Raw genomic sequence first — 24284 nt, forward strand, 5'->3', positions numbered from 1 at the left:
CTGTTGGAAAACAGGCGCCGCGCGCGCCGGGGGGACGCTTTACTTTAAATTTTTGCAGCGAATTTTTGCAGCGGCGGGCCAGCTGCGCCATGTTGGCAAAGGCCCATACCACCCATGAAGAAGAAAAAACCATGAATAAAATGCTACTTGCACTTGCCGTCGCGACCGCCTTTACCGGCAGCCTTGCCCACGCGGAAGAGGCCAAGCCCGACAATGAAGTCAGTTTCAACGTGGCCGGCGTGTCCGACTACCGTTACCGGGGCATCTCGCAGACGCGCCTGAAGCCCGCGCTGCAGGGCGGCGTGGATTACGTCAATAACCCGACGGGCCTGTATGCGGGCGCCTGGGCTTCCACCATCAAGTGGACCAAGGATGCGGGCGGCAGCGGCGACGTGGAAGTCGATCTGTATGCGGGCAAGCGCGGCCAGTTGGGCGGCGATGTCGGCTATGACGTGGGCTTGCTCGCCTATGTGTACGCGGACAACGGCTTGAAGCACGTCGCCGGCCTGGCCGACGCGGACACGCAGGAAGTCTACGGCCAGCTGTCGTATGGCCCCGCCTATATCAAATATTCGCACGCCGTCTCGAACCTGTTCGGCATCGTCAACAGCAAGAACAGCGGCTACCTCGATATCGGCGCGACGATCGACCTGACGAACGGCTGGACCGGCAACCTGCATGCGGGCCACCAGAAAGTGAAAAACAATGATGCATCGAGCTACACGGACTGGAAAGTGGGCGTCACGCGCGACTTCGGCTTTGTTTCGGGCGCGCTGGCCGTGATCGGCACGAACGCGGGCAAGTCGGCGTATGCCTCGCCCGTGAATGGCAAATTCATGGGCAAGACGGCGCTGCAGCTGACGGTCAGCAAGACGTTTTAATTGACGGAAGGGAGAGGCGGCGCATGCGCCGCCTTTTTTGCGCCACGGGGTCAGACCCGTCGGGTCTGACCCCAGCTGTCGAGAGCTATGCTGCGCGGTGATGGTTGTCGAAGACGGCGCAATACAGCTGCCCCAGGCCGACCACGCGGGCGTCTGGAATCTGCGCGGCCAGGGCATGGGCGGGCGCCGCCTGCGAGTCCGTTGTCAGCAGGACGCGCAGGCCGGGATTGACGCTGCGCGCGTGCGCGATGCGGCGCGCCAGGCCCGCCTGCGCGCCGGCGTCGACGACGCCGGCTAGCGGCACCACCAGCACGCGCGCGGCGATCAGGGCCGAACGGCTGCCCATGGAGTCGCGGCCTTCGCTGTCGATGACGATGTCGTGGTAGCAGTGCACCAGGTGCTCGAGCTCTGGCTGCAAGCCCTTGGCGCTGATGGCGCGCGCCATCAGGCGCGGCCGCGTCAGGCTGCCGTGCATGGCGCCGTCGTGCAGGTTCCTGGCTTGCGCCATGGCGCCCTGACGCGGATCGGCATCGAGCAGCAGCACCTTGCGGCCGGCCAGCGCGCGCGAGGCGGCCAGCCGTCCGGCCAGGATGGATTTCTCCATGCCCCCGCGTTCATCCGTGATGGCGATGATCATCTTGGCGCACGGCTGGCATGATGTTGGCGGGGGAAACCAGCTGCAGCAGACAGCCTTCGCGCGGCGCATCCCTGTCGCTCGCGGTCCATGCGGGCAGTTCCATCAGAGGCTCCAGCGCTTCGGCCAGGGCGGCCTGGCCGGTGGCCGACATGGGCGTCATCGGCAGGCGCAATGCGTCGCGTACCTTGCCCTGCATGGCCAGCGCGGCCTTCACGGGAGCGGGATTCGGTTCGGCAAACAGCAGGCGGATGACGGGCAGCATGGTCTTGAACAGGGCGCCGGCGGCGCCGTGGCGGCCCTGCCTGACGAGGTGGTACAGCTGCGCATACAGGTCGGGGCGCACCTGCGCGGCGGCCGACATGGCGCCGTGGCCGCCCATGGACAGGCTGGCCAGCAGCAGCGCATCGTCGCCGCACAGCACGTCCAGGCGCGTGTCGAGCAGCAGTTCGCCCAGTTGCTGCAGCTTGCCGCCCGCTTCCTTGATGGCGACGAAGTGCGAGTCGCGCGCCAGCAGCGCCGCCGTTTGCGGTTCGATATTGACGCCCGTGCGGGCCGGCACGTTGTACAGCACGATGGACTGGTCGGTGGCGGCGGCGATGGCCTGGAAGTGGCGCACGATGCCGTCCTGCGAAGGGCGCACATACGCTGGCGCCGAGACCAGCAGGCCAGCCAGCGGATGGTCGTTGTAGCGCTGCACCGTGGCGACGACGCTGCGCGTATCGCTGCCGCCTATCCCCATGACGACGGGGAAGCGGGGGCCGACGGCTTCGAGCACGCTGTCGAGCAGCATGCCCTGTTCCGCGGCGCTCAGCATGGCCGCTTCGCCCGTGGTGCCGCATACCACCAGGCCATCGACGCCGCTGGCGGCCAGTTCGCACGCGAGCTGCTGGGCCGCGTCGAAGTCGATGTCGCCATCGCCGTCGCAAAATGGCGTGACCATCGGCACCCAGATGCCCTGGAAGTGGGCGGTGATGCGCGATGACGACATCGCCTGTTCGCAGGAATACTGGTTCATAGCGATTTCCCCTGGCTGATGCGGCCAAATTCCGCCGCCGGCAGCAGGCGCATGACGGCATCCATGGTCAGGCGCAGGGCCGGTTCCGTGACGCACAGCCAGACCTTCATGCGCTCGGCATGATCGACCGCTTCGACGCGCATGAACGACAGCATGCCGCCGCAGGTCCTGACGACCAGTTGGCGCAGCTCGGCCAGGCAGGCTTTGTCGACCGTGATGTGCATGAGGAAGGTGGGCAGGCGGGGGTGGCGGTGGGGCAGTGCTTGATGCGATGGCAGGCGTGAATGGGGTTCCATGGTGGCTTTGCAGCGGTGGTTGAGGTACGTTCAAGATTAGCAGCGGGGGCGTAAAGATTCTCTAAAAAGCGGGGCCCCCGGCGTAAACGGGCTGTATGCAGGCGGCGTGAGTGTGTTGCGCAGAGGCCCCGCGCGTGGGCTTTTGTTACAAAATTGAATCGTGCTTTCGGGGGAGGGGGTTTATATTGAAAACGTCTCCGCTTTCAGTCAGCCCCGCCATGTCAGACGAAAAAGATCCCCAGCAGCCCCCATCCACCGATCCCGCAGCGCCAGCGCCGTCCCGGCCCGACCGGGTAGGCCGCCGGGCGCCCGATGATGAGCACCGCGCGCGCGACGCCGCCCCCCGCTATTTGAAGGATAACGACACGCCGCTGGCGCTGGCCTGGCGGGTGATCTCGTCGCGCTACCGTTCCATGCGCGACAAGGCCAGCCGCGATTTCATGCGGCGCACCCTGCGCATCGGCATCTCGGCGCGCATTTTCCACCCGGAGCCGGGCGCCACTGGCCTGCGCAGCAAGAACCTGCAATACCTGGAAGAGTCGATTGCCCAGTGGGTCATGTCGCGCGACGTGCTGGTGTTCATGATCCCGACGGTCAATACCAGCGGCCAGCTACACCCGAGCAATATCACCCTGCGCCACTATGCGCGCCATCTGGACGGTCTGGTGCTGCAGGGCGGCGCCGACGTCTCGCCGCAGACGTATTCCGAGGCAGCCACGCGGCCCGAATGGAACGGCGACCGCGCGCGTGACCTGTACGAGCTGGAACTGCTGCATGAATTCGTCGACGCGGGCAAACCCGTGCTGGGCATTTGCCGCGGCTGTCAACTGATCAACGTGGGCTTTGGCGGCACCCTGTACCAGGACATCGCCTCGGACGTGGAAGGTGCGGCCTCCCACGTCAACGACCTGTATGACCGCCACCGCCACACCATCGTCTTCCCGAAAGGCTCGTCCCTGGCGGGCATGTTTCCGAAGGCGGGCGAGGCGCTCGTCAATTCCATCCACCACCAGTCGGTCAAGGACCTGGGGCGCGACGTCACTGTGGAAGCCTATTCGCAAGGGGACAACATCGTCGAGGCCATCCGCTACCAGCGTGCCCGCTTCGTCATGGGCTTGCAGTGGCACCCGGAATTCCATTCGGCGGGCGGCGTCGAGCTGCTCGATTGCACGCCCATCCTCGATAACTTTTTGCGCGCGGCGCGGGAGACGCGGTTTTGAGTACGCATCTGATCCGCCGGCGCGCCGTGCTGGCCGGCCTGCTGGCGCTGCCCCTGGCGGGCTTGCACGCGGCGCCGCGCCCGCATGAGGGCGCGCTGACGTTTGCGCTGACGTCCGCCGCGCGCGCCCGCACGCTCAAGGCGCGGGTGGCGCCGGCCATCGCGGAACAGGTGGTCAAGGCGGCGCGCAAGGACGCGGCGCGGCCCGTGCACCTGATGGCGGAAGTGCGCACGGGCGGCTTGCTGAAGGGAGAGGGCGGGCGCGAGACCAGCCAGCAGGCGCAGGAAGACTGGCGCCAGGCGCGCTTGCAGGCGCTGGCCTGGCGGCTGTCGGGCGAGATGCCGCATTTCGAGGCGGCGCGCCAGCTGCTGCTGGCCTGGAGCGGCAGCTATCAGCCCTCGTTCAGCCCCGTCGACGAGACGGAGCTGGCCAGCCTGCTGATGGGTTTTGATTTGGTACAGGAGCGCTTGAACGGCGTCGAGCGCGAGCAGGTGCAGGCGTTTTGCCGCACCCTGGCGCACGGGTATCTGAGCGATCCCGTCAAGGTGGGCGGCCCGTCCACGGCGCGCAACAACTGGCACAGCCACCGCATCAAGATCGGCACGGCCGCCGCGTATGTCACGGGCGACGCCTTGCTGGTCGCGCGGGCGAAGGAACGCTTCCTGGCGCATGTGCCGCGCAATATCGGCGCCGGCGGCGTGCCCTTCGACTTCGAGCAGCGCGACGCCCTGCATTACACCACCTACAGCCTGGAGCCGCTGCTGACGACGGCCCTGATGGCGCAGGCGCATGGCGACGACTGGTATGGCGCGCCGGAAGCGCGGCGCCTGGCCGAGGCGCTGGCCTGGCTGGCGCCGTATGCGCAGGGCAAAAAGACGCACGAGGAGTTCGCGAAAAGCGCCGTGCCCTTCGACCGCAAGCGCGTGGCCGCCGGCGAAAAGGGCTTTACGGGGAACTGGGAGACCAAGGGCGCCGCCAATGTGTATCTGCTGGCGGCGCGCTTCGATCCCGCTTACCTGTCCCTGGCGCTGGAATTGCGCCCGCCCGCCTGGGCGCTGGCGCTGTACGGCAGTGAGTTAAAACTTGCTGGTTAAAACTTCGTGCGCACGGTGAACATCACGTTGCGCGGTTCGCCGTAAAAGCCCGTCTGGAACAGGCCCAGGCCCGTGAAGTACTTCTTGTCCAGCAGGTTGTTCACGTTCAGGCTGGCCGTGACGTTCTTGCTGATCTCGTAGCGCGCCATCAGGTTGACCAGCGCGTAGCCGCCCTGCTTGATGCGCGAATAATCGTTGATGGCGGGATTCCAGATATTGCCGTAGTAGCTGCTTTGCCAGTTGATGCCGCCACCGACGGTCAGCTTGTCCAGGCTGGCCGGCAGGCGCCACGAGCCTTGCACGCGCACCAAATGGGCAGGCTGCGTGGTTTGCAGCATGGTGGAAAAGACATCCTTGCCATCCGCGTCGCGCACGTGGGTGTAGGTATAGCCGGCGCTCAGCTTCACATCCTGCATCACTTCGCCCGTCACTTCCATTTCCACGCCGCGGCTGGTGACGCCGTCGATGGCTCGATACGCTTCCTCGCCGTTGACTTCACCCACGGAGCTGGCCACATTGCTCTGGCGGATCTGGAACAGGGACGCGCTGGCATTGACCTTGCCATCGAGGTATTCGGCTTTCACGCCCGCCTCGATACCCTTGCCGCGCACGGGGGCGAGGAAGTTGCGGTTCACATCGCGGTTGCTTTGCGGAGCGAAGATGCTGGTATAGCTGCCGAAGAGGGAATACGTCTTGTCGAGGTCATACACGACGCCCGCATACGGGGTGATGACGTTGCTTTCCTCGATGCGCGAGGTGATGCGCGCGGTCTTGGGGTCGAAGAAGCTGCGGTCCTGCTCCTGCCTGTAGTTGCTCACGCGCGCGCCGACGATGACGGACAGCGCGTCGGCCGGATGCAGGCGCACGGCGCCATACAGGCCGCTCTGGCGCGTGCTGTCGTTGTCGTTGCCCAGACGGCTAAATGCGGGTTCCGCATACTGGCCGCGCCAGTCGAAATAGCTGCCTTCGACGGGGGGATAGACCGATTCGTAGACGGGGCCATCCTGCTTTGCCGTCGAATGGGAATAGCCGAGCATCGCTTCATGGCGGCGGCCGAAGGCGGTAAACGGCCCGCTGGCGTCGACGTTGACGGTGGTCTGGCGGCGGTCACCCTTGTATTTGCCCATGAAGAAATAGGCGCCTTCGCCCGTGACGGGGTCGGGATTGCCGCCGCTGGCCGAACCGAGCACGCTGTCATGCTTGCTGCGCAGCTGGTTGGCGCTCAGTGTCAGTTTCCACGCGTTGGCGAACGTGTGTTCGAGCGACGAGAACAGCGTGGTGTTCTGCATGTCGCGGCGGCTCCAGCCGGTGGCCGGGTTCCACGCGGTGGGGAAATCCGTGCGCGAGCCGTCGGCCAGCAGCACGGGGAAGCCCGTCCAGGTCGAGCCGCGCGGCTTGTAGTCTTGGTGCGTGAAGCCGGCCGTCAGCAGGGTCACGGGTGTCAGGTCCGCCTCGACGATGCCGTAGGCGACGGATTTTTGCTGCGTGTAGCGGTCCAGGTAGGAGTGTTTGTCCTGATAGGCGCCGACCAGGCGGCCGCGCACCGTGCGGTTGTCGTTCAGGGGACCGGAGACATCGGCCTCGCCCCGGTAATTGTCCCACGATCCCGCGCCCAGGGTCGCCGCGCCCTCGAAGCTGGCAGTGGGACGCTTGCGCACCATGTTGACGGTGGCCGACGGGTCGCCCGAGCCGCTCATCAGGCCAGTCGCGCCCTTCAGCACTTCGATGCGGTCGTAGATGGCCATGTCGCTGTTGGTCGTGCCCCAGTCGTAGACGCCGTCATAGATGGCCGAGACGCCGTCGTACTGGAAATTGGTGACGGCAAAGCCGCGCGCCTGAAAGCTCCAGCGGTCGCTGTCATAGTTTTGCACGCTCACGCCATTGACGTTCTTCATGACGTCGGAGACGGCGTTGCTGTTCTGGTCATCCATCTGCTGGCGCGTGACGATGGTCAGCGACTGCGGCGTTTCGCGCTGCGTCAGGGCCAGGCCCGTGGCGCCGCTGGCGGGGCCGCCCGTATAGCTGGCCGTGCCGCTGGTGGCGGCGCTGCGCTCGGCCGACGCCACCACGGTGACGCCGCTCATGACGGCCATGCCGCGGCTGTCCGCCGTGGGAGTAGTCGCGCCGGCGGGGATCTTTTGCAGCAGGTAGCCGCCATTCGCCTGCGGCACGGCTTGCAGGCCGCTGCCGGCCAGCAGCACGCGGAAGCCATCGTGCAGGCTGTAGCTGCCTTGCAGGCCGGCGCTGCGCAAGCCTTGCGTGGTATCGCTGGAGAAGGACAGCAGGATGGCGCTGTCGCTGCCGAAGCGCGTCAGCACGTCGCCCAGCGCGCCGGCCGGAATGCTGTAGGCGCGTACTTGCCGGCTTTGCGCCTGGGCTGGCGTCGGCAGGGCCAGGGCCATGCCGATCTGCGCCAGGGCGCAGGCCAGAACGGTACGGGTAAGGAGGGAACGCGAAGCGTGGTGCATGGAATAAAGCCTTTCGTGGATGCGCAAGATGGAGACTGCCTATCTTCCAGGTCACGCGAGCACGGTAAAACAGCTCACTTTGCAGAAAATATTTTTCAGCGGGCCGCCAGTTCGATGCGCACCACCTGATGCCCCCAGAAGCGCGTGACGGTATTGCGCCGCAATTGCAGGCTGGCGCTGACGGCGTCGACGATGGCATCGACGTCGGCCAGCGGGTAGGAGCCGGACACGCGCAAACCGGCGACGGCGGGCGTGCAGTCCAGCGGCTGCTCGCTGTAGCGCGACAGCTCGGCGAGGAAATCGGCCAGGCGCATGTCGCGCGCCACCAGCATGCCATCGAGCCAGGCGCCGCCGTATGGCGCCAGCGCCTGGCGGTGATAACCGTCACTATCGAAATGGGCGCCTTCGCCGGGGCGCAGCAGCAGGCGCTGGCTGCCGTCACCGGCCAGCACGGCGACGGCCCCTTCGAGCACGCCGGCGCTGGCATAACCATCGTGCAGGCGCACGGTGAAACGCGTGCCCAGCGCCTGCAGCCTGCCGTGCGGCGTGCCGACGAAGAACGGCCGCTGCGCCGCATCCTTGCCGGTGGCGATGAAGATTTCGCCGGCCAGCAGGTCGATGCGGCGCTGCGCGCCGTCGTAAGCGATATTCACGGCGCTGCCGGTGTTGAGCGTGAGCTGAGTACCATCGTTCAAGGTCACGACGCGGCGCTGGTTGATGCCCGTGCGGTAGTCGGCCGTCCAGCTGCGCCACGGGCTGCGGCGCTCGAATGCATACAGCGAGGCGCCGCAAGCCAGCAGCAGGGCCAGCGTCTTGACGGCGTGGCGGCGCGGCGCGTTCGCCTGCACGCAGGCGCGCAGCAGGCTCGCGTGCGCCGCGGGCGGCAGGTGCTCGTGCTGCATTTGCAGCTGCTGCCACGCCTGCGTGGAGCTGCCGGCTCGCTGCAGATGGCGTTTTACTGTCGCCAGCGAGATGCCGAGCCGGTGCGCGATGTCTTCCTGCGGCAGTTCGTCGAGCTGGCGCAGTAAAAAAGCCCGTTTGACGGGAGGCGGCAGGCCGTCGAGCATGCGGTCCAGTTCAAATACGGTGGCCAGCAGCAGCGCGCGCTCCTCGGGCGAGGGCGCATGCAGGGGCGGCAGCTGGGCCAGCACGTCGAGGTACGCCTGTTCCAGTTTCTGACGGCGGTAATGGTTGAACAGCACGCGCTGGGCGACGGTGGCGAGAAAGGCGCGCGGCTCGCGCGCGGCGATGGCGTCTTCGCGGTCGAGCAGGCGCATGAAAGTATCGTGCGCCACATCGGCCGCGCACGCCGTGCTGCCGAGTTTTTTGCGCAGCCAGCCCTGCAGCCAGCCGTGGTGGTCGGCATACAGTGTCGCGATGTCCTGGCGTTGTAGCGGCTTTGCCAGCGGCATCGCATTCCCCTTGCGTTTTTAAACAATAATAAGAATCATTCTCATTGTAGCAAGCGGGGACGGCGGCTGTAAATGACGGGCAGGCGCGCTGTGGTTTTTTGGTTGACGAACGGTAGGTCGGATTAGCGCGCAAGCGCGTAATCCGACGCCACCACCGGCGCTAACGATGTTGTCGGATTACGCGGCTACGCCGCTAATCCGACCTACGTTTTCATGCTGTGCAGCGTCAATAGTTCATGGGCTCGCCACGGAAGCAGCGGATGGCCGAATCGACCATGCCCTCGGCGCTGCCCTGCAGGCTGTGCTGCTTGCGCAGGTATTGTGCGTCGCTCCACTGCTTGGCCACGTCCGACAGGTGTTTCAGGGCCGGCGTGCTGCCCAGCGCCTCGGCGTGCGGTTCCATCTTGCGCAGGGTGGTCATGATGTCTTCGCGCAGCGACATCGTTTCGTAGGTTTTCGGATGCGTGATGGCGCCATCGAGGCCGAAGCGGCAGGCCTGGAAGCGGTTGTAGTTATATACGAGGTAATCGTCTTCCACGGGCGGGGTTTCGCGGCGTTCGAGCAGGTAGCGGCACAGCGCCTGCAGGTAGGCGGCCAGCGCGGCGGCCCGCTCCACCGTCAGCGGCGTGTCGCACACGCGCAGTTCGATGGTGCCGAATTCCGGCTTGGGACGGATATCCCAGTAAAAATCCTTCATGCTCTTGATGATGCCCGTGTTCTCCATCTTGGCGAAATACTCGTTGGAGAACTGATCCCAGCTGAGGGTGAACGGCGCGCGCCCGCTCATGGGAAACGCGAACACGGAGTTCAAACGGGCGGAATCGAACAGGGTATCGCGGCCCTGCACATAGGGCGAGGAAGCCGACAGGGCGATGAAGTGGGGGATGTAGCGGTTCAGCGAATGCAGCAGGAACATGGCGTCGTCGCCCGAGGCGCAGCCGATGTGCACGTGCTGGCCGAAGATGGTGAACTGCTTGGCCAGGTAGCCGTACAGTTCCGAAATCTCCTGGAAGCGGGGCTTGGAAAAGATCTTTTGCGACGACCATTGCTGGAACGGGTGCGTGCCGCCGCCCGCGATGCCGATATTGAGCTTGTCGCCGGCCGTGATCAAGGTGTCGCGGATTTCCTGCAATTGCTCCAGCAGGGGGCCGTGGTGCGTGTGCACGCTCGAGTTAATCTCGATCATGCTTTCGGTGATTTCCGGCGTGACGTTGCCGGGGAACGGCTTTTTATTCAGCAGATGCAGCAGGTCGGGGCTGGCGGCCGTCAAGTCATAGTCCGACAGGTTCACCAGTTGCAGTTCGAGTTCGACGCCGAAGGTCAGCGCGGCCGATTGGCCAAAAGGTTCCAGCGGCATTTAGCGCTCCTTGATTTCGTGGGTTTCTTTGGCCAGCATCAGCACGCGCTGCACCAGCACGGGGCCGATCAGTTCCAGGCCCAGGGTGATGGCGGCCAGGGCGTTCAATTCGTCGCCGAAGTTCACGCCGTGCTGGCGCGCGTGCTCGAGCAGCAGGATGATGAAGACGGAGACGGGCGTCAGGGCCACGCCCGTCAGCACGCCCTTGCGCCAGGAAATGCCGCTCACATGCGAAAACGCGGCCACGCCGGCGACCTTCGTCAGCAATCGTCCGCCGACGACGGCCAGGGCCAGTCCTGCGCCGGCCGTCACGCTGGCCCATTCCAGGGTGGAGGCGGCATACACGAACAGCAGCACCGTCAGCAGCTCGCCCATGGCGCCGAAATTGCGCTGCGCCTGGCTGAAGGCGACCCTGCGGTGGCGCGCCACCAGGCCGAAGGTGAGGGTGGCCAGCAGCGGCGACAGGCTGGTGGTGTAGGTCAGGGCGACGAGCAGCATCACCGACAGGGCGAACGCCACGGTGGCGTCCTGCGCCATGTTGCCCAGGCGGCGCAGCATGGCCGGCACGACGATGCCGAAGACGGTGCCGGCGGCCACGGAGGCGGCCAGCACGGCGGCGCTGCTGCTGCTCGCCTCGATCAGGTCGGTGGAACTCTGGAACATCCAGAAGCCGACGATGATGTTGAACGTGAAGACGGCCAGCACGCAGTTCAGGGCGGTGAGGTGGACGATGCGTTCCGTGACCTGGCCCGAGCTGCGTTCCTCGTTGATGACGCGCATGATGGTGGCCGGCGAGGTGGACATGGCCAGTGATGCGAGCAGCAGCGCCGTCATCGAGGTGCTGCCGAATTCGATGCCGATGAAGTAGACGACGGCAAAGGTCAGCAGGGATTCGACCAGGCCCGTGACGGCGATCCACGGATTGTTCTTCAGCCAGCGCAGGTTGATGCGGTAGCCGACCTCGAACAGGATCAGGCCGAAAGCCACGTCGGCCAGCACCAGCATGGGGCCGGCGTCCGTCTGCGGCAGGATGCCTACCTGCGTCTGCGCGAGGACGAAACCGATCACGCCGTAAAAACTGATGCGCGGCAGGCCAGTCCAGCGGTGGCCGAATTCGCCCACCACCCAGGCCAGGGTAATGGCGAACGGCCAGGACAGGTCGGCGGCGATCGAGATCAGACTTTGCATGCTCATTCCTTTGAAATTGGCGCTGGCACCGGCCGGCAGCACGGGGGCTGGCGCGGCAAGGTCTTGGTGCAGCGGTGGTGCATAGTTTGCGCAGAGCGATGCGCCGATTCTACCGGAGCAGAAGGCGCGCACGATGTGCGCAATCGAACAGTGTCGCGACCATGGCGGCCGCGCACGGGATGCAGCAGGGTGGGGCAGGGCTGGTACCGGCGTATGCTACCCGCCCGCGGCGGAGATGCTCCGCACGGTAGTGCCGTGTCGCAGTGTACGGCATGGCGGGCTCATGCCGCCATGGACTTTTTGTTGCGTGCTTTTATTTACTGAGCAGACGCATGCCCCGTTCCAGCCCATCGATCGACAGGGGGAACATGCGGTTGTTCATCAACTGCCGCATCACGCCGATCGACTGGCGGTACTGCCACAATCCTTCCGCTTCGGGGTTGAGCCAGATGAATTTCGGGAACGCCTGGGTAAAGCGCGCCAGCCACGCCGATCCCGCTTCCTCGTTGTTGTATTCCACGCTGCCGCCCGGCTGCAGGATTTCGTAGGGGCTCATGGTGGCGTCGCCGACGAAAATCAGCTTGGTGTCGGGCGGGTATTTGCGCAGCACGTCCCAAGTGGGAAAACGCTCGGCATTGCGGCGCCGGTTGTTCTTCCACAGATAGTCGTAGACGCAGTTATGGAAGTAAAAGAATTCCATGTTCTTGAATTCCGTCTTCGCCGCCGAAAACAGTTCTTCGGTGCGCTCGATATGGTCGTCCATGCTGCCGCCCACGTCGAGCAGCATCAGCACCTTGATGCGGTTCTTGCGCTCGGGCCGCATCCTGATGTCGAGGTAGCCCGCGTTGTTGGCCGTGGCGGCGATGGTGGCGTCGAGCGCCAGTTCATCTTCCGCGCCTTCGCGCGCGAACTTGCGCAGGCGGCGCAAGGCCACCTTGATGTTGCGCGTGCCCAGTTCGCGCTCGCCGTCATAATCCTTGTAGCTGCGCGCTTCCCACACCTTCACGGCCGTGCGGTTGCCGCCCTTGCCGCCGATGCGGATGCCTTCCGGATTCGTGCCGCCATTGCCGAACGGCGAGGTGCCGCCCGTGCCGATCCACTTGCTGCCGCCCTCGTGGCGCTCCTTCTGTTCCTTCAGCAGCTCGTTCAGGCGGTCCATCAGCTTGTCGTAGCCGAATTTTTCCAGCTGCGCCTTCTGCTCCTCGGAAAGCTCGCGCTGCATGCGTTTGAGCAGCCAGTCGAGGGGAATCGCCGCGTTCGTGTCGAAAGCCGCGCTGACGCCCTTGAAGTACTGGCCAAAGGCGCGGTCGAACTTGTCGAAATGGGCTTCATCCTTGACCAGGGTCAAACGCGCCAGATAGTAGAAATCGTCCATCGAGGCGTCGATGACGTTCTTTTGCAGCGCTTCAAGAAGGGTCAGAAATTCCTTGATCGAGACGGGAATCTTCGCATCCTTGAGCGTGAAGAAGAAATCGATTAGCATGGCGCCCGCTCTCCCGCGCGGGGCAGAGCGGCGATGGGGCGCTGCGCCAGCTTGTAGCGCAGGTGGGCGGCAATTTCCGGCCACTCTCCGCGCGTGATGCTGTACATGACGGTGTCGCGCACGGTGCCGTCGCGGCGCAGCGCATGGTGGCGCAGCACGCCATCCTTTTTCGCGCCCAGGCGCTCGATGGCCGCCTGCGAGGCGTGGTTGAAATTGTCGGTGCGCAGGCCCACCAGCGCGCAGCCGAGGTTATCGAAGGCGTGCGCCAGCAGCAGCAATTTGCAGGTGGTGTTGACGTGGCTGCGCTGGCAGCGCTTCGCATACCAGGTGTAGCCGATTTCCAGGCGTCCGATGGCCGGCACCACGTCGTGATAGCTGGTGGTGCCGAGCACCTCGCCGCTGGCCGCGTCGATGACGGCAAAGGCGAAGCGCGTGGGGCGCATCTCGATGCCCTTGAAAATGTACTGGTCCACCTGGTCCGGCTCGGGCACGGAGGTGACGCGCAGATTCCACAGTTCCCCATCCATGGCTGCCGCGCGCAGGCCGGGCGCGTGGTGCGGCGCCAGCGCTTCGAGGCGGATGCCGTGCAGTTCCAGGGGGACGAAGACCTTGTCCGGGCTGATATCGTTCACCGGCGCTCCTTAGCGGTTGGTGCGCGACATGAACATCAGGCGCTCGAACAGGTGCACGTCCTGCTCGTTTTTCAGCAGCGCGCCGTGCAGCGGCGGCACGACGGCCTTGTTGTCCTTGCTGCGCAGCGCTTCGGCTGGGATGTCCTCGGCCAGCAGGAGCTTGAGCCAGTCGAGGAATTCCGACGTCGACGGCTTTTTCTTCAGGCCCGGCACGTCGCGCACTTCATAGAAGGTTTGCAGCGCCTGCGCCAGCAATTCCTGTTTCAGGTGCGGGTAGTGGACGGCGACGATCTGCTCCATCGTGTCCTTGTCCGGGAATTTGATGTAGTGGAAGAAGCAGCGGCGCAGGAAGGCGTCCGGCAATTCCTTCTCGTTGTTCGAGGTGATGATGACGAGCGGTCGGTGGCGCGCCGAGACCATTTCGCGCGTCTCATACACATAGAATTCCATGCGGTCCAGTTCGCGCAGCAGGTCGTTCGGGAATTCGATGTCGGCCTTGTCGATCTCGTCGATCAGCAGCACCACCGGTTCGGGCGCCGTGAACGCCTGCCACAGCACGCCCTTGACGATATAGTTCTGGATGTCGCGCACGCGCTCGTCGCCCAGCTGCGAATCGCGCAGGCGCGATACGGCGTCGTATTCGTACAGGCCCTGCTGCGCCTTGGTGGTCGATTTGATATGCCATTGCATCAGCGGCATGTTCAGCGCGGCGGCCACTTCCTCGGCCAGCATGGTCTTGCCCGTGCCCGGTTCGCCCTTGATCAGCAGCGGGCGTTGCAGGGTCAGCGCCGCATTCACGGCCAGTTTCAGGTCGGCGGTGGCGACATAGCTGTCGGAACCTTCGAAGCGTTGGCCTTGCTGGGTGTGCTGTGCTTGCATGAGCGGTCTGCCAAAGTAGGGAAATGGTGAGTATAAACAGAACTGTGGCGCGCTGCCACGCGGACGGCCTGTGCCTGCCTGCCGACAATGCGGGTTTTATAGGTGGACTTGCAAGAATATCTTGGCTAGAATCGGCAAGCAGCAGATTAATTGTCAACCTTAATTGTCAACACATAAAATCAATAAAAACCAGCACTGGCGTTTCTCCGATTACCTTTGTTCACATTGCCACTATGAAAAAAATATTTGCACTTCTCGTGCTTGCCGGCATAGCAAATGCCGTCACAGCGGCTGACATTGTAGGAAACGCCAAGGCAGCCCCTGCCAAGGTGGAAATGTGTATCGGCTGCCACGGCATCCCCGGTTACAAGGCAACCTTCCCCGAAGTGTTCCAGGTGCCGATGATCGGCGGCCAGCCGGCAAAATATATCGAGAATGCGCTGCAAGCCTACAAGAAGGGCGACCGCAAGCACCCCAGCATGAAGGGCATCGCCAGCAGCCTGTCCGACCAGGATATCGCCGATGTCGCCGCGTACTATGCGCAACAAGCCAAGCCGAACTGAGGACCAGCCAGATGATGAAAACACTACTCGCCGCCCTCGTTTGCGCCACCGTCTCGTTTTCCGCCAGCGCCGCCGGCAATATCAACACGGGCAAGGCCCTGGCCGAAAAATACAGCTGCGCCACCTGCCACGGCAAGGATTACGGTTCGCCCATCGACCCGTCCTACCCGAAGCTGGCTGGTCAGCACAGGGATTACCTGGAACACGCGTTGACGGCGTATAAACGGGGCGACAAGGCCAACGGCCGCAACAACGCCATCATGACGGGCCAGGTAAAACCGCTGAGCAACCAGGACATCAAGGACCTGGCCGCCTACCTGCACAGCTTGCCGACCACCCTGGTGACCCACCGCTGAGCGGTAACGCCGGTTCAGGCTTTCAGTCCGACCCGGCGCGCCAGCTTGTGCAGATTGCTGGCGTCGAGTCCCAGCTGCCGTGCGGCAGCGGCCCAGTTATCCTGATGCAGCACCAGCGCTTGCCGGATGGCCTGGCGCTGGCTCGCTTCGACGATCTGATGCATCGATAGCAGCGGCGCCGCCGGCGTGCCGCACGCGGCTGGCGCCAGCGGCAGCGCGTCCGCGCCGGCCGGCGCTTCCAGCGCATCGAGGTCGAGCATATCCGTTTCCAGCGTTACTATCTCTTTGCGGTCCGCGCCGCGGATCACGGCTTTCAGCGCGGCCCGGCTGATCACATGTTCCAGTTCGCGTACGTTGCCGGGCCAGCGGTAGTGGCACAATGCGTTTTCCGCCGCGGCCGACAGGCGCAGGCTGCGCAAGCCCAGGCGCGCGCGGTTCAGTTCCAGGAAACCGCCCGCCAGCAGCAGCACGTCGTTGCCCCGCTCGCGCAGCGGCGGAATCGGCACGGGATAGACGGATAAACGGTGGTACAGATCGGCGCGGAACGAGCCGTCGCGCACATGTTCGCGCAGGCTGCGGTTGGTGGCGGCGATCACGCGCACGTTGACCCGGCGCGGCCGGTCCGCGCCCAGGCGCTGGATTTCGCCATTTTGCAAGGTGCGCAGCAGCTTGGCCTGTATCGACAGCGGCAATTCCCCCACTTCATCGAGAAACAGGGTGCCCCCTTCGGCCGCCTCGAAACGCCCGGGCCGGTCGCTGACGGCGCCGGAAAACGCGCCGCGCACATGGCCGAACAACTCGCTCTCGGCCAGCGATTCCGGCAAGGCCGCGCAATTGACGTGGATCAATGGCTTGCCGGCGCGGCGCGACAGCCGGTGCAGGCGGTGCGCGCACAATTCCTTGCCGACGCCTGTCTCTCCCAGCAGCAGCACGGGCAGCTCGGAATCGGCGACCACCTGCAATTCGTGCAGCAAATGCGTGATGGCGCTGCTCTGGCCGACGAAGTCGTGTTCCTCGCGCGGGGCCTGCGCATCGGCCAGCATGGCGCCGCCCGACAGGCGCAGGGCGCGGATTTCCGTCTCCAGGCGCGTGACGCGCACGGCCGCCTCGATGGCGCAGGCCAGCTCGCCCAGGTCGCGCTGCGCTTGCGTATCGAAGGTGCCCACCCGCAGCGCGTCGAGCGTGATCACGCCCCAGCGTTCGCCTTCCAGGTCCAGCGCCATGCCCATGCAGTCGTGCACGGGCAGCGGTTCGCCGGCCCGCTCGGCGATCAGGCCGTCGTAGGGATCGGGCAGCGAGCTGTCGTGATGGAAGCACAGCACGCCGCGCCGCTGCAGGATGGCGGCCAGGCGCGGATGGTCGGCGACGGCGAAGCGGCGTCCCAGCGCGTCGCTGGCCAGGCCGGCCATCGCCACGGGGCGCAGGTGCTCGCCATCGAGCTTGAGCAAGGCCACGGCCTCGCAGCCGAAGTGCGCGCGCAGGCTGCCCACGAGGCGCTGCAGGCGCACGGCCACGGGCAGGTCGGCGACCAGGTCGGTGAGCAGCAGCAGGTGGATGGCGGTGGTGGTCATAAGTACCATGCAGGGTACAACGGACCACGCTTGAAAAGGGTCATATCGACCCTGCATTTTTCAAATCGTTGATTTAAAACAAGTTTTTCCTGGCACACCGTTTGCCTAGGTAAGGGTGCCGAACCGGCATACAAGACCAAGGAAAGCCTGATGAAAACGACTCCCTCCCTCCGCGCCATTGCCGCCGCCGTCTGCGTGCTGGCCATGCCCCTGTCCGTGCAAGCCCAGGCGAGCCTGCCGGCCAGCGCCGCCGCCACTGCGGCCGCTGTCAGCCAACCCTCTGCCGCCGCCGTGGTCAAGCGCTATGAACTGCAAACCAATATCGTCGACGGCAAGATGGTGTTCATCGATGCCAAGGGCCAGGTCAACCCCGTGCTGGCGGCCAAGGTGGGCGACACGGTCGAACTGGTGCTGAAAAGCGGCGAAGGCGCCGAGCACGACCTGCTGATCCCGGAACTGAACGTGGCATCAAACAAGTTCAGCGCCAATAGCGGCAGCACCACCGTGCGCTTCAAGGTCACGCGCGCCGGCACGTTCACCTATTACTGCTCGATTCCCGGCCACCGCCAGATCGGCATGGAAGGCAAGCTGGAAGTCGCCGGCACCTCGCTGGCCGAAGCCGGGGCACCGAAGGCCGCTGGCGCCGGCAGCGCTGCCGGCGAATCGAGCCAGGCCGCCGCGCTGGCCCTGTACACGCCCGCGCCGTCGCCGATGCGCGGCCCCGATCCATCGGCCGTCAGCGTGGCCGCCAATCCGGCGCAGGTGCCTTCCGCCATCGGCGCGCGCGCGCCGCAAACCCTGAAATACAGGATGGAGACGGTGGAACTGCCGGGCAAGCTCGATGACGGCACCAGCTTTACCTACTGGACCTTCAACCGGCAAGTGCCGGGCCCGATGCTGCGCGCGAAGGTGGGCGACACGGTGGAACTGACCCTGTTCAACGCCAAGGACAGCAAGATGATCCACTCGATCGACCTGCACGCGGTGACGGGCGGCCATGGCGGCGGACAGCACACGCAGGTGGCGCCGGGGCAGGAAAAGACGGTGACCTTCAAGGCGCTCAATCCGGGCCTGTTCGTCTACCACTGCGCCACGCCGCTGGTGCCGCAGCATATCGCGGCCGGCATGTACGGCATGATCCTCGTCGAACCGGAAGGCGGCCTGTCAAAAGTCGACCGCGAGTATTACGTGATGCAGGGCGAGATGTACACGGGCCGTCCGCACGGCGCCCCCGTGCACCAGGAACCGAACCTGGAAAAAATGGCCAATGAGCTGCCCGACTACTACGTCTTCAACGGCGAAGTGGGCGCCCTGAGCAAGACGCACAAACTGCAGGCCAAAGTCGGCGAGACCGTGCGCATCTATTTCGGTGTCGGCGGCCCGAACAAGATTTCATCATTCCACATCATCGGCGAGATCTTCGACAAGGTGTACAGCGAAGGCTCGATCAGCAGCCCGAAAAACGACGTGCAAACCACGCTCGTCGCACCGGGCGGCGCGACCATCGTCGAACTCAAGGTGCAGCACCCTGGCAGCTATCTGCTGGTCGACCATGCGCTGTCGCGCGCCGGCAAGGGCGCCGTGGGCGTGCTGGAAGTGACGGGCGAAGCCGTGCCCGGCGTCTACCACGCGGGCGCCGTCCAATAAAACAACCCCCCATTCATCATCAAGGAATTGCTATGGAAATGATCGACCTATCCCTGGGCCAGCTGGCCCGCCGCATCCCCGGCGCCACGCGCCTGTTCGATGCGCACCGCCTCGATTTCTGCTGCAGCGGCAACAAGACCCTGCGCGCGGCGGCTGAAGCGGCCGGCGTGGACACGGCGCCCATCGTCGAGGAACTGCAAGTGCTGGCCGGACGGATTGACGCCAGCGGCGAGCGTGACTGGCAGGACGCCCCGGCCGCCGAGCTGGTGGAACACATCCTGGCGCGCTACCACGCCGTGCATCGCGAGCAGCTGCCCGAGCTGATACGCCTGGCGCGCAAGGTCGAGCAGGTGCATGGCGACCGCGCCGACTGTCCGCACGGGCTGGCGGAACACCTGTCGGCCATGGCGCAGGAACTGGAAAGCCATATGCGCAAGGAGGAAGACGTGCTGTTCCCCATGATCGTGCGCGGCCAGGGCCCCCGGGCCGGCGCGCCCATCAACGTGATGCGCATGGAGCATGACGACCATGGCGTGGCCTTGCGCGCCATGGAGGCGATGACGAACGATATCACCGCACCAGGTGGCGCCTGCACCACCTGGCGCGCGCTGTACACGGGCCTGCGCACTTTCCGCGAAGACCTGATGGCGCACATCCATACTGAAAACAATATCCTGTTCGAGCGCTTTGCGCCGGCCGTGGTGCACTGACAAAGGAAAGACCCATGGGTCCCTACAAAAAACTCTGGTTCACCCTGATCGGTGTGCTGATTGTGACGTTTTCGCTGCTCGGCTACTACGGCACGGAAGTGTATCGGCAAGCGCCGCCCATCCCCGCGCAAGTGCTGGCGCAGGATGGCCGGCAGCTGTTCGACCGCGAGGGCATCCTCGACGGCCAGACGGCCTGGCAATCGGTCGGCGGCATGCAGCTGGGCTCCATCTGGGGCCACGGCGCCTACCAGGCGCCCGACTGGACGGCCGACTGGCTGCACCGCGAATTGACGGCCTGGCTGGAACTGGCCGCGCTAGAGCAGCATGGCAAGGCGTACGCGGCGCTCGACGGCCCCGCGCAGGCGGCGCTGCGCGAAGCGCTCAAGCTGGAGTACCGCGGCAACCGTACCGATGGTGCGCAAGTGCTGCATCTGTCGGCGCGCCGCGTGCAAGCCATCGCCAACACGGCGCACTATTACGACCAGCTGTTCTCCGACGCGCCGGCGCTGCAAAAAAGCCGCGAACACTTCGCCATGAAGGAAAACACCCTGCCCAGCGCCGAGCGGCGCGCGCAGATGACGCAGTTCTTCTTCTGGACGGCGTGGGCTGCCGCCACCGAACGTCCGGGCCAGAAAGTGACCTATACGAACAACTGGCCGCACGAACCGCTGATCGGCAACCAGCCCAGCGGCGAAAACCTCGTCTGGTCGGTCGCCAGCGTGGTGGTGCTGCTGGCCGGCGTGGGCTTCCTCGTCTGGGGCTGGGCCTTCTTGCGCGACCACGACGAAGCGCTGCCGGCCGCCGGTCCGCGCGATCCACTCACCACTTTCGCGCTGACGCCTTCGCAGCGGGGACTGGGCAAGTACCTGTTCCTGGTGGTGGCGCTGTTCATCTTCCAGGTCTTCATCGGCGGCTTTACGGCGCACTACACGGTGGAAGGACAGCAGTTCTACGGCATCGACGTGTCGCGCTGGTTCCCGTATGCGCTCACGCGCACCTGGCATATCCAGGCCGCGCTGTTCTGGATCGCCACGGGCTTCCTGGCCGCCGGCCTGTTCCTCGCGCCCTTGATCAATGGCGGCAAGGATCCCAAGTGGCAGCGTCTCGGCGTCGACGTGCTGTTCTGGGCCCTCGTCGCGGTCGTCGTCGGCTCGTTCATCGGCAATTACCTGGCCATTGCGCAAGTGATGCCGCCCGAGTGGAATTTCTGGCTTGGCCACCAGGGCTATGAATATGTCGACCTGGGCCGTTTGTGGCAGATCGGCAAATTTGTCGGTATTCTGCTGTGGCTCGTGCTGATGTTGCGCGGCGTCGTGCCGGCCCTGCGCCAGCCGGGCGGCGACAAGAACCTGCTGGCGCTGCTGACCGCGTCCGTGGGCGCCATCGGCCTATTCTATGGCGCCGGCCTGTTCTACGGCGAGCGCACGCATTTATCGGTGATGGAATACTGGCGCTGGTGGGTGGTGCACCTGTGGGTGGAAGGTTTCTTTGAAGTGTTCGCCACGACGGCGCTGGCCTTCATCTTCTCGACCCTGGGCCTGGTGTCGGTGCGCATGGCCACGACGGCCAGCCTGGCGTCGGCCTCGCTGTTCATGCTGGGCGGCATACCCGGCACCTTCCACCACCTGTACTTTGCCGGCACCACCACGCCCGTGATGGCCATCGGCGCGAGCTTCAGTGCGCTGGAAGTGGTGCCGCTGATCGTCTTGGGCCACGAAGCGTGGGAAAACTGGCGCCTGAAGGAACGCGCGCCGTGGATGGAAAACCTGCGCTGGCCCCTGATGTGCTTTGTCGCCGTCGCCTTCTGGAACATGCTGGGCGCCGGCGTGCTGGGCTTCATGATCAACCCGCCCGTAGCCTTGTACTACATCCAGGGCCTGAACACGACTCCCGTGCATGCGCATGCGGCGCTGTTCGGCGTGTACGGCTTCCTGGCGCTGGGCTTTACCTTGCTGGTGCTGCGCTACCTGCGGCCCGACTACCGCTTCAGCCCTGCCTTGATGAAGACGGCGTTCTGGGGCTTGAACGGGGGGCTGGCGCTGATGATCTTCACCAGCTTGCTGCCGATTGGCATCATCCAGTTCCACGCCAGCGTGACGGAAGGCCTGTGGTATGCGCGCAGCGAAGGCTTCATGCAGCAGCCTTTGTTGCAGAACCTGCGCTGGATACGCACCTTCGGCGACGTGGTGTTCATCGCCGGCGCCGTCGCCATGGCGCTGCAGGTGGTGCTGGGATTGCTGGACAAGGCGAAGGCACCCGCGCTGCCACAGGCGGTACGGCCAGCCTGATCGCTTGCTGCGCCGCAGAGTGTTGTTGATCGATCTCCCGAAGCCGTGCTAGCCACGGCTTTTTTCATATAGGGCCAGGAAGACGAGGCCGGCGACCAGCGGGATATTTTTCGTCAGCGGCCCGAAAGGGTGTATCAGGAATTCCGGCAGGAAGACGGCGATCACCAGTGTATAGCCGGCCACCAGCGCGCACTGCGTCCACCATAGCAACGGCCTGGCATGGAACAGCGAGGCGATGCCCATGGCTAGGTCGGCCAGGCAGGAGGCGGCAAACACGTGTTCCGTATGCAGCGTGATGCCGCTGCGGCGCAGCCATGCGAGCGATTCGGCATGCGGATACAGATACCAGGACACAAACGCCGTCCATAGCCAGATAAAGGCCATGCCGAGGCGCATGGCCCAGTACAGCCCTTGCAGCTTGGCTGGCGTCATGGCGCGGGCTTGGCAACCATCAGCCAGTAGACCAGCATGAGCGCGGCAAATGCGGGCACGCCAAGCCAGAACCAGCAGCGCGCATAGAACCAGTACAGGCGCGGCAGCGGTGTGCCCGTGTCATCAGCCAGGCGGGCCAGGCTGCGCATGCGGATCTGCAGCCATACCACGGGTAACCAGCAGGCGCCGGCCACCGCATACAGCAGCATCGAGGCGAGGACCCAGCCGGACAGGATCGGATAGCCGGCCAGGTGCGCCAGGGCCAGTCCGGACAGCGGCTGGACAATGACGGCCGGCGTGGTGAACAGCCAGTCGGCCAGCACGGTCTTTTCGGCCGACAGGCGGATCGCACGCACCTCGCCACCCCGGTCGTTGATCCACTTGAAGAAAGCGATGCCGATGCCAGTGCCAAACAGGATGGTGGCGCTGAGGATGTGCAGCCATTTGACGAACAGGTACCAGCTCATGCCGGTACCTCGGTCACGTCATGGCCTTGCAGCGCGGCCAGGTAATTTTCCACCGTGAGCAGGCCGACGCAGGGCATCGCGCCGTGCGGTAGCGGCGCGCCACCGCTGCTGGCGCCGGCCAACCGGTTCGCCAGCGCGATCGACGCGCCGCACGGGATATGCGGGCCGTGGTTTTGCGCCGCCAGCAATTGCCAGGTCAGCGTCAGCGGCAGGCCATCGAGTCCCGTGCCTTGCAGCGTCACGAACATCGCGCCTTTGTCGCTGACCAGCGGTTCCACCCATTGGCTGATGGCGTGCAATGGCCTGGCCAGCGGCAGCAGGCTGCGCAACAGGCCCAGGCGCACCAGTTGCGCGGCGGCCCAGACGAACAGATGGCCGGGCGCACCGGCAAAACCGGCGTGAAAAGTGACGGTGTCGAGGCCCGGATAGCGTTGCGGGAACAGCGCCAGGTCGGGCACGTCGCAGCTGCCCAGCAAGCGCCGTCCCACGGGCGCGGCAAAGCGGTGGCGCTTCAGGTCGAGCCAGCCGTGCGTGGTCTGCTGGGTGCCGGCAACCAGGCGCTGGAACGGTTTGCCACAGTACGAGAAGATGCCGGCCATAGTGGCGATGCCCGGCGCGCGGGCGCCGGAGGCGATGCCGTGGCGGATCGATGTGAGCTGGCGAAAGCGCGGCAGGTAGCGGTCTACCACGGCCGAGGACAGCGCTGGCAGCGAGCTGGCGCCGCTGGTGACGAACACGCCGCGCTGGCGCGCCAGGTCGTCGAGGCTGGCGATGCCGGCGACAAAATCGCGGCCGTCGGCCAGGTCGATATAGTTGGCGCCGGCATCGATCGCCGCATCGGCGACGCGGTAATCCTGGCCCTGGAACGGGCCGGCGGTATGGATCAGCGTATCGACGCCCAGTTCGGCCAGGCGCCGCGCCAGATCAGGTGCATCAGCATCGAGCGCCAGTGCTTGCCGCGGCGGCAAGCCCAATTGCGCCGCCAGTACCCTGGCCCTGGCGGCGTCGCGCCCGGCCACCAGCAGATGGATATCCTGGTTGCCGGCTAGCGCCTGGCAAATGCGCGTGCCGAAAAAACCGTAACCGCCGAGTACGAGAATGGTGTGATGGGCCAAGATATCCTTCAGTGGCTGAGTTTCTTGGCAACATGATACTACCTGATCAGCGGCGCCGCACGCAGTCGATATACGCGTCCGTATCGGGCGGCAAGCCCGAGCGCTGCGAGGCCCAGATCATCTGGCCCAGACATTCCATCACTTCGTGCTGGGCCGCATGGGCCGAATCGAGGCGCTGGGTCAGCTGCTGGACGGCCGGGCGAATGCCGCGCGGCTGGTCCACCTGTACCTGCTCCGTGATCGACAGATGCATGGACAGGTGCAGGAAGGGATTGGCCTGGCCCCCTTCGACGGAGTAATCGCGCGCCAGCGCCGCTTCGACATCGGAGAGCTCGTTTTCATACTCGGGATGTTCGAGGATCCAGTCGAGCGCGATGGCTTCCATCGGCGTGAGGATTTCATGGGCGCGGTGCTTGCGCAAGGTGTCGCAAAAGAAGCGGCGCACGTCGTCGGACGAGGGGTTGAACATGGCTAAAGGACTGTGGCTAAAGGGCAGCCGGCATTGTACCGCGTACGTCAATTCAAGGCATCGGGGATGCCTTTTTTGCCGTCTGGCGTCCGCTTTCGTGACCC

General features: G+C 65.0%; 23 protein-coding genes and 1 pseudogene. 8 read left to right on the forward strand and 16 right to left on the reverse strand.

Annotation, left to right across the window (positions count from 1 at the left end; genetic code table 11):
* The first annotated feature begins 131 nt into the window (after positions 1–131).
* Entirely contained in the window at positions 132–881 is a 750-nt protein-coding gene (locus AC1RBA_RS21345) for a TorF family putative porin (RefSeq protein ID WP_492419773.1), read from the forward strand.
* A gap of 85 nt (positions 882–966) precedes the next feature.
* Here AC1RBA_RS21345 and AC1RBA_RS21350 read toward each other — a convergent pair whose 3' ends face one another.
* Genes AC1RBA_RS21350 through AC1RBA_RS21360 form a run of 3 tightly spaced genes read right to left on the reverse strand, consistent with a single transcriptional unit; the run spans position 967 to position 2829 of the window.
* The gene (locus AC1RBA_RS21350; RefSeq protein WP_492419774.1) at positions 967–1485 is read right to left on the reverse strand and encodes a P-loop NTPase family protein; all 519 of its coding nucleotides are present in this window, start codon (positions 1483–1485) and stop codon (positions 967–969) included.
* Positions 1486–1495: 10 nt separating this feature from the next.
* Positions 1496–2533, reverse strand: coding sequence for a 4-hydroxy-tetrahydrodipicolinate synthase (dapA, locus tag AC1RBA_RS21355; protein WP_492419775.1), 1038 nt, complete (start codon positions 2531–2533; stop codon positions 1496–1498).
* Positions 2530–2829, reverse strand: coding sequence for a hypothetical protein (locus AC1RBA_RS21360; protein ID WP_244556192.1), 300 nt, complete (start codon positions 2827–2829; stop codon positions 2530–2532). Before AC1RBA_RS21360 ends, dapA begins: the two co-directional genes overlap by 4 nt.
* 218 nt (positions 2830–3047) lie before the next feature.
* Here AC1RBA_RS21360 and AC1RBA_RS21365 point away from each other — a divergent pair, with 218 nt between their 5' ends.
* On the forward strand, positions 3048–4049 hold the full coding sequence (locus AC1RBA_RS21365; RefSeq protein WP_230502067.1) for a gamma-glutamyl-gamma-aminobutyrate hydrolase family protein: 1002 nt from the start codon (positions 3048–3050) through the stop codon (positions 4047–4049).
* Positions 4046–5143 (forward strand): alginate lyase family protein, encoded by a 1098-nt coding sequence (locus AC1RBA_RS21370; RefSeq protein ID WP_492419776.1) that lies wholly within the window; start codon positions 4046–4048, stop codon positions 5141–5143. Before AC1RBA_RS21365 ends, AC1RBA_RS21370 begins: the two co-directional genes overlap by 4 nt.
* Here the strand turns inward: AC1RBA_RS21370 and AC1RBA_RS21375 are convergent.
* The 8 genes and pseudogenes from AC1RBA_RS21375 to AC1RBA_RS21410 all read right to left on the reverse strand — a co-directional run bounded on the left by AC1RBA_RS21375 (position 5140) and on the right by AC1RBA_RS21410 (position 14562).
* A complete protein-coding gene (locus AC1RBA_RS21375) occupies positions 5140–7611 on the reverse strand; it encodes a TonB-dependent siderophore receptor (RefSeq protein WP_492419777.1) in 2472 nt (823 codons plus the stop codon). The two genes, AC1RBA_RS21370 and AC1RBA_RS21375, sit on opposite strands and share 4 nt — an antisense overlap.
* 95 nt (positions 7612–7706) lie before the next feature.
* A complete protein-coding gene (locus AC1RBA_RS21380) occupies positions 7707–8513 on the reverse strand; it encodes a FecR family protein (protein ID WP_492419902.1) in 807 nt (268 codons plus the stop codon).
* Positions 8514–8540: 27 nt separating this feature from the next.
* Positions 8541–9023 (reverse strand): annotated as a pseudogene (locus AC1RBA_RS21385) (sigma-70 family RNA polymerase sigma factor); the annotation flags it as partial.
* A 226-nt stretch (positions 9024–9249) separates the two neighbouring features.
* Entirely contained in the window at positions 9250–10380 is a 1131-nt protein-coding gene (locus tag AC1RBA_RS21390) for a YbdK family carboxylate-amine ligase (protein WP_034780287.1), read from the reverse strand.
* Entirely contained in the window at positions 10381–11568 is a 1188-nt protein-coding gene (locus AC1RBA_RS21395; protein WP_070218615.1) for a cation:proton antiporter, read from the reverse strand. It abuts the gene before it with no gap.
* 313 nt (positions 11569–11881) lie between these two features.
* Positions 11882–13051, reverse strand: coding sequence for a vWA domain-containing protein (locus AC1RBA_RS21400; RefSeq protein WP_070218606.1), 1170 nt, complete (start codon positions 13049–13051; stop codon positions 11882–11884).
* Positions 13045–13683, reverse strand: coding sequence for a GNAT family N-acetyltransferase (locus tag AC1RBA_RS21405; RefSeq protein ID WP_070218605.1), 639 nt, complete (start codon positions 13681–13683; stop codon positions 13045–13047). Before AC1RBA_RS21405 ends, AC1RBA_RS21400 begins: the two co-directional genes overlap by 7 nt.
* 9 nt (positions 13684–13692) lie before the next feature.
* Positions 13693–14562, reverse strand: coding sequence for an AAA family ATPase (locus tag AC1RBA_RS21410; protein ID WP_070218604.1), 870 nt, complete (start codon positions 14560–14562; stop codon positions 13693–13695).
* Between the two features lie 233 nt (positions 14563–14795).
* Here AC1RBA_RS21410 and AC1RBA_RS21415 point away from each other — a divergent pair, with 233 nt between their 5' ends.
* Entirely contained in the window at positions 14796–15125 is a 330-nt protein-coding gene (locus AC1RBA_RS21415) for a c-type cytochrome (RefSeq protein WP_046684254.1), read from the forward strand.
* 14 nt (positions 15126–15139) lie between these two features.
* Entirely contained in the window at positions 15140–15481 is a 342-nt protein-coding gene (locus AC1RBA_RS21420) for a c-type cytochrome (protein ID WP_099410807.1), read from the forward strand.
* Positions 15482–15495: 14 nt separating this feature from the next.
* Here AC1RBA_RS21420 and norR read toward each other — a convergent pair whose 3' ends face one another.
* Positions 15496–17052, reverse strand: a complete 1557-nt coding sequence (gene norR / locus AC1RBA_RS21425) for a nitric oxide reductase transcriptional regulator NorR (protein WP_492419778.1) — start codon at positions 17050–17052, stop codon at positions 15496–15498.
* 150 nt (positions 17053–17202) lie between these two features.
* On the opposite strand from norR, the gene nirK reads away from it, so the two are divergent.
* Genes nirK through AC1RBA_RS21440 form a run of 3 tightly spaced genes read left to right on the forward strand, consistent with a single transcriptional unit; the run spans position 17203 to position 21697 of the window.
* A complete protein-coding gene (nirK, locus tag AC1RBA_RS21430; RefSeq protein ID WP_492419779.1) occupies positions 17203–18699 on the forward strand; it encodes a copper-containing nitrite reductase in 1497 nt (498 codons plus the stop codon).
* 32 nt (positions 18700–18731) lie between these two features.
* Complete coding sequence (gene ytfE, locus AC1RBA_RS21435) at positions 18732–19409, forward strand: iron-sulfur cluster repair protein YtfE (protein WP_492419780.1); 678 nt, start codon at positions 18732–18734, stop codon at positions 19407–19409.
* A gap of 14 nt (positions 19410–19423) precedes the next feature.
* Positions 19424–21697, forward strand: a complete 2274-nt coding sequence (locus tag AC1RBA_RS21440) for a nitric-oxide reductase large subunit (RefSeq protein WP_492419781.1) — start codon at positions 19424–19426, stop codon at positions 21695–21697.
* A 48-nt stretch (positions 21698–21745) separates the two neighbouring features.
* On the opposite strand, the gene AC1RBA_RS21445 is transcribed toward AC1RBA_RS21440, so the two are convergent.
* From AC1RBA_RS21445 to AC1RBA_RS21460, 4 genes are read right to left on the reverse strand one after another with little or no spacing between them, the layout of a single operon-like run.
* A complete protein-coding gene (locus tag AC1RBA_RS21445) occupies positions 21746–22129 on the reverse strand; it encodes a DoxX-like family protein (protein ID WP_052140001.1) in 384 nt (127 codons plus the stop codon).
* A complete protein-coding gene (locus AC1RBA_RS21450; RefSeq protein WP_099410756.1) occupies positions 22126–22596 on the reverse strand; it encodes a DUF2269 family protein in 471 nt (156 codons plus the stop codon). Before AC1RBA_RS21450 ends, AC1RBA_RS21445 begins: the two co-directional genes overlap by 4 nt.
* Positions 22593–23711: a saccharopine dehydrogenase family protein gene (locus tag AC1RBA_RS21455; protein ID WP_492419782.1), complete on the reverse strand. Its 1119-nt coding sequence runs from the start codon at positions 23709–23711 to the stop codon at positions 22593–22595. The genes AC1RBA_RS21450 and AC1RBA_RS21455 overlap by 4 nt, the downstream gene beginning before the upstream one ends.
* 46 nt (positions 23712–23757) lie before the next feature.
* A complete protein-coding gene (locus AC1RBA_RS21460) occupies positions 23758–24180 on the reverse strand; it encodes a DUF1841 family protein (protein WP_070218599.1) in 423 nt (140 codons plus the stop codon).
* Between the last annotated feature and the right edge of the window lie 104 nt (positions 24181–24284).

This window comes from Janthinobacterium sp. GW823-FHT03B06 (assembly GCF_058796955.1).

Excerpts from the sequence above, each read along its gene's own strand:
- AC1RBA_RS21415 (WP_046684254.1), top strand. The coding sequence starts at position 14,796 with ATGAAAAAAATATTTGCACTTCTCGTGCTTGCCGGCATAGCAAATGCC.
- AC1RBA_RS21460 (WP_070218599.1), bottom strand. The coding sequence starts at position 24,180 with ATGTTCAACCCCTCGTCCGACGACGTGCGCCGCTTCTTTTGCGACACC.
- AC1RBA_RS21345 (WP_492419773.1), top strand. The coding sequence starts at position 132 with ATGAATAAAATGCTACTTGCACTTGCCGTCGCGACCGCCTTTACCGGC.
- AC1RBA_RS21375 (WP_492419777.1), bottom strand. The coding sequence starts at position 7,611 with ATGCACCACGCTTCGCGTTCCCTCCTTACCCGTACCGTTCTGGCCTGC.
- AC1RBA_RS21365 (WP_230502067.1), top strand. The coding sequence starts at position 3,048 with ATGTCAGACGAAAAAGATCCCCAGCAGCCCCCATCCACCGATCCCGCA.
- dapA (WP_492419775.1), bottom strand. The coding sequence starts at position 2,533 with ATGAACCAGTATTCCTGCGAACAGGCGATGTCGTCATCGCGCATCACC.
- nirK (WP_492419779.1), top strand. The coding sequence starts at position 17,203 with ATGAAAACGACTCCCTCCCTCCGCGCCATTGCCGCCGCCGTCTGCGTG.
- AC1RBA_RS21440 (WP_492419781.1), top strand. The coding sequence starts at position 19,424 with ATGGGTCCCTACAAAAAACTCTGGTTCACCCTGATCGGTGTGCTGATT.
- AC1RBA_RS21445 (WP_052140001.1), bottom strand. The coding sequence starts at position 22,129 with ATGACGCCAGCCAAGCTGCAAGGGCTGTACTGGGCCATGCGCCTCGGC.
- AC1RBA_RS21420 (WP_099410807.1), top strand. The coding sequence starts at position 15,140 with ATGAAAACACTACTCGCCGCCCTCGTTTGCGCCACCGTCTCGTTTTCC.
- AC1RBA_RS21350 (WP_492419774.1), bottom strand. The coding sequence starts at position 1,485 with ATGGAGAAATCCATCCTGGCCGGACGGCTGGCCGCCTCGCGCGCGCTG.
- AC1RBA_RS21380 (WP_492419902.1), bottom strand. The coding sequence starts at position 8,513 with ATGCAGCACGAGCACCTGCCGCCCGCGGCGCACGCGAGCCTGCTGCGC.
- ytfE (WP_492419780.1), top strand. The coding sequence starts at position 18,732 with ATGGAAATGATCGACCTATCCCTGGGCCAGCTGGCCCGCCGCATCCCC.
- AC1RBA_RS21410 (WP_070218604.1), bottom strand. The coding sequence starts at position 14,562 with ATGCAAGCACAGCACACCCAGCAAGGCCAACGCTTCGAAGGTTCCGAC.
- AC1RBA_RS21360 (WP_244556192.1), bottom strand. The coding sequence starts at position 2,829 with ATGGAACCCCATTCACGCCTGCCATCGCATCAAGCACTGCCCCACCGC.
- AC1RBA_RS21400 (WP_070218606.1), bottom strand. The coding sequence starts at position 13,051 with ATGCTAATCGATTTCTTCTTCACGCTCAAGGATGCGAAGATTCCCGTC.
- norR (WP_492419778.1), bottom strand. The coding sequence starts at position 17,052 with ATGACCACCACCGCCATCCACCTGCTGCTGCTCACCGACCTGGTCGCC.
- AC1RBA_RS21395 (WP_070218615.1), bottom strand. The coding sequence starts at position 11,568 with ATGCAAAGTCTGATCTCGATCGCCGCCGACCTGTCCTGGCCGTTCGCC.
- AC1RBA_RS21390 (WP_034780287.1), bottom strand. The coding sequence starts at position 10,380 with ATGCCGCTGGAACCTTTTGGCCAATCGGCCGCGCTGACCTTCGGCGTC.
- AC1RBA_RS21450 (WP_099410756.1), bottom strand. The coding sequence starts at position 22,596 with ATGAGCTGGTACCTGTTCGTCAAATGGCTGCACATCCTCAGCGCCACC.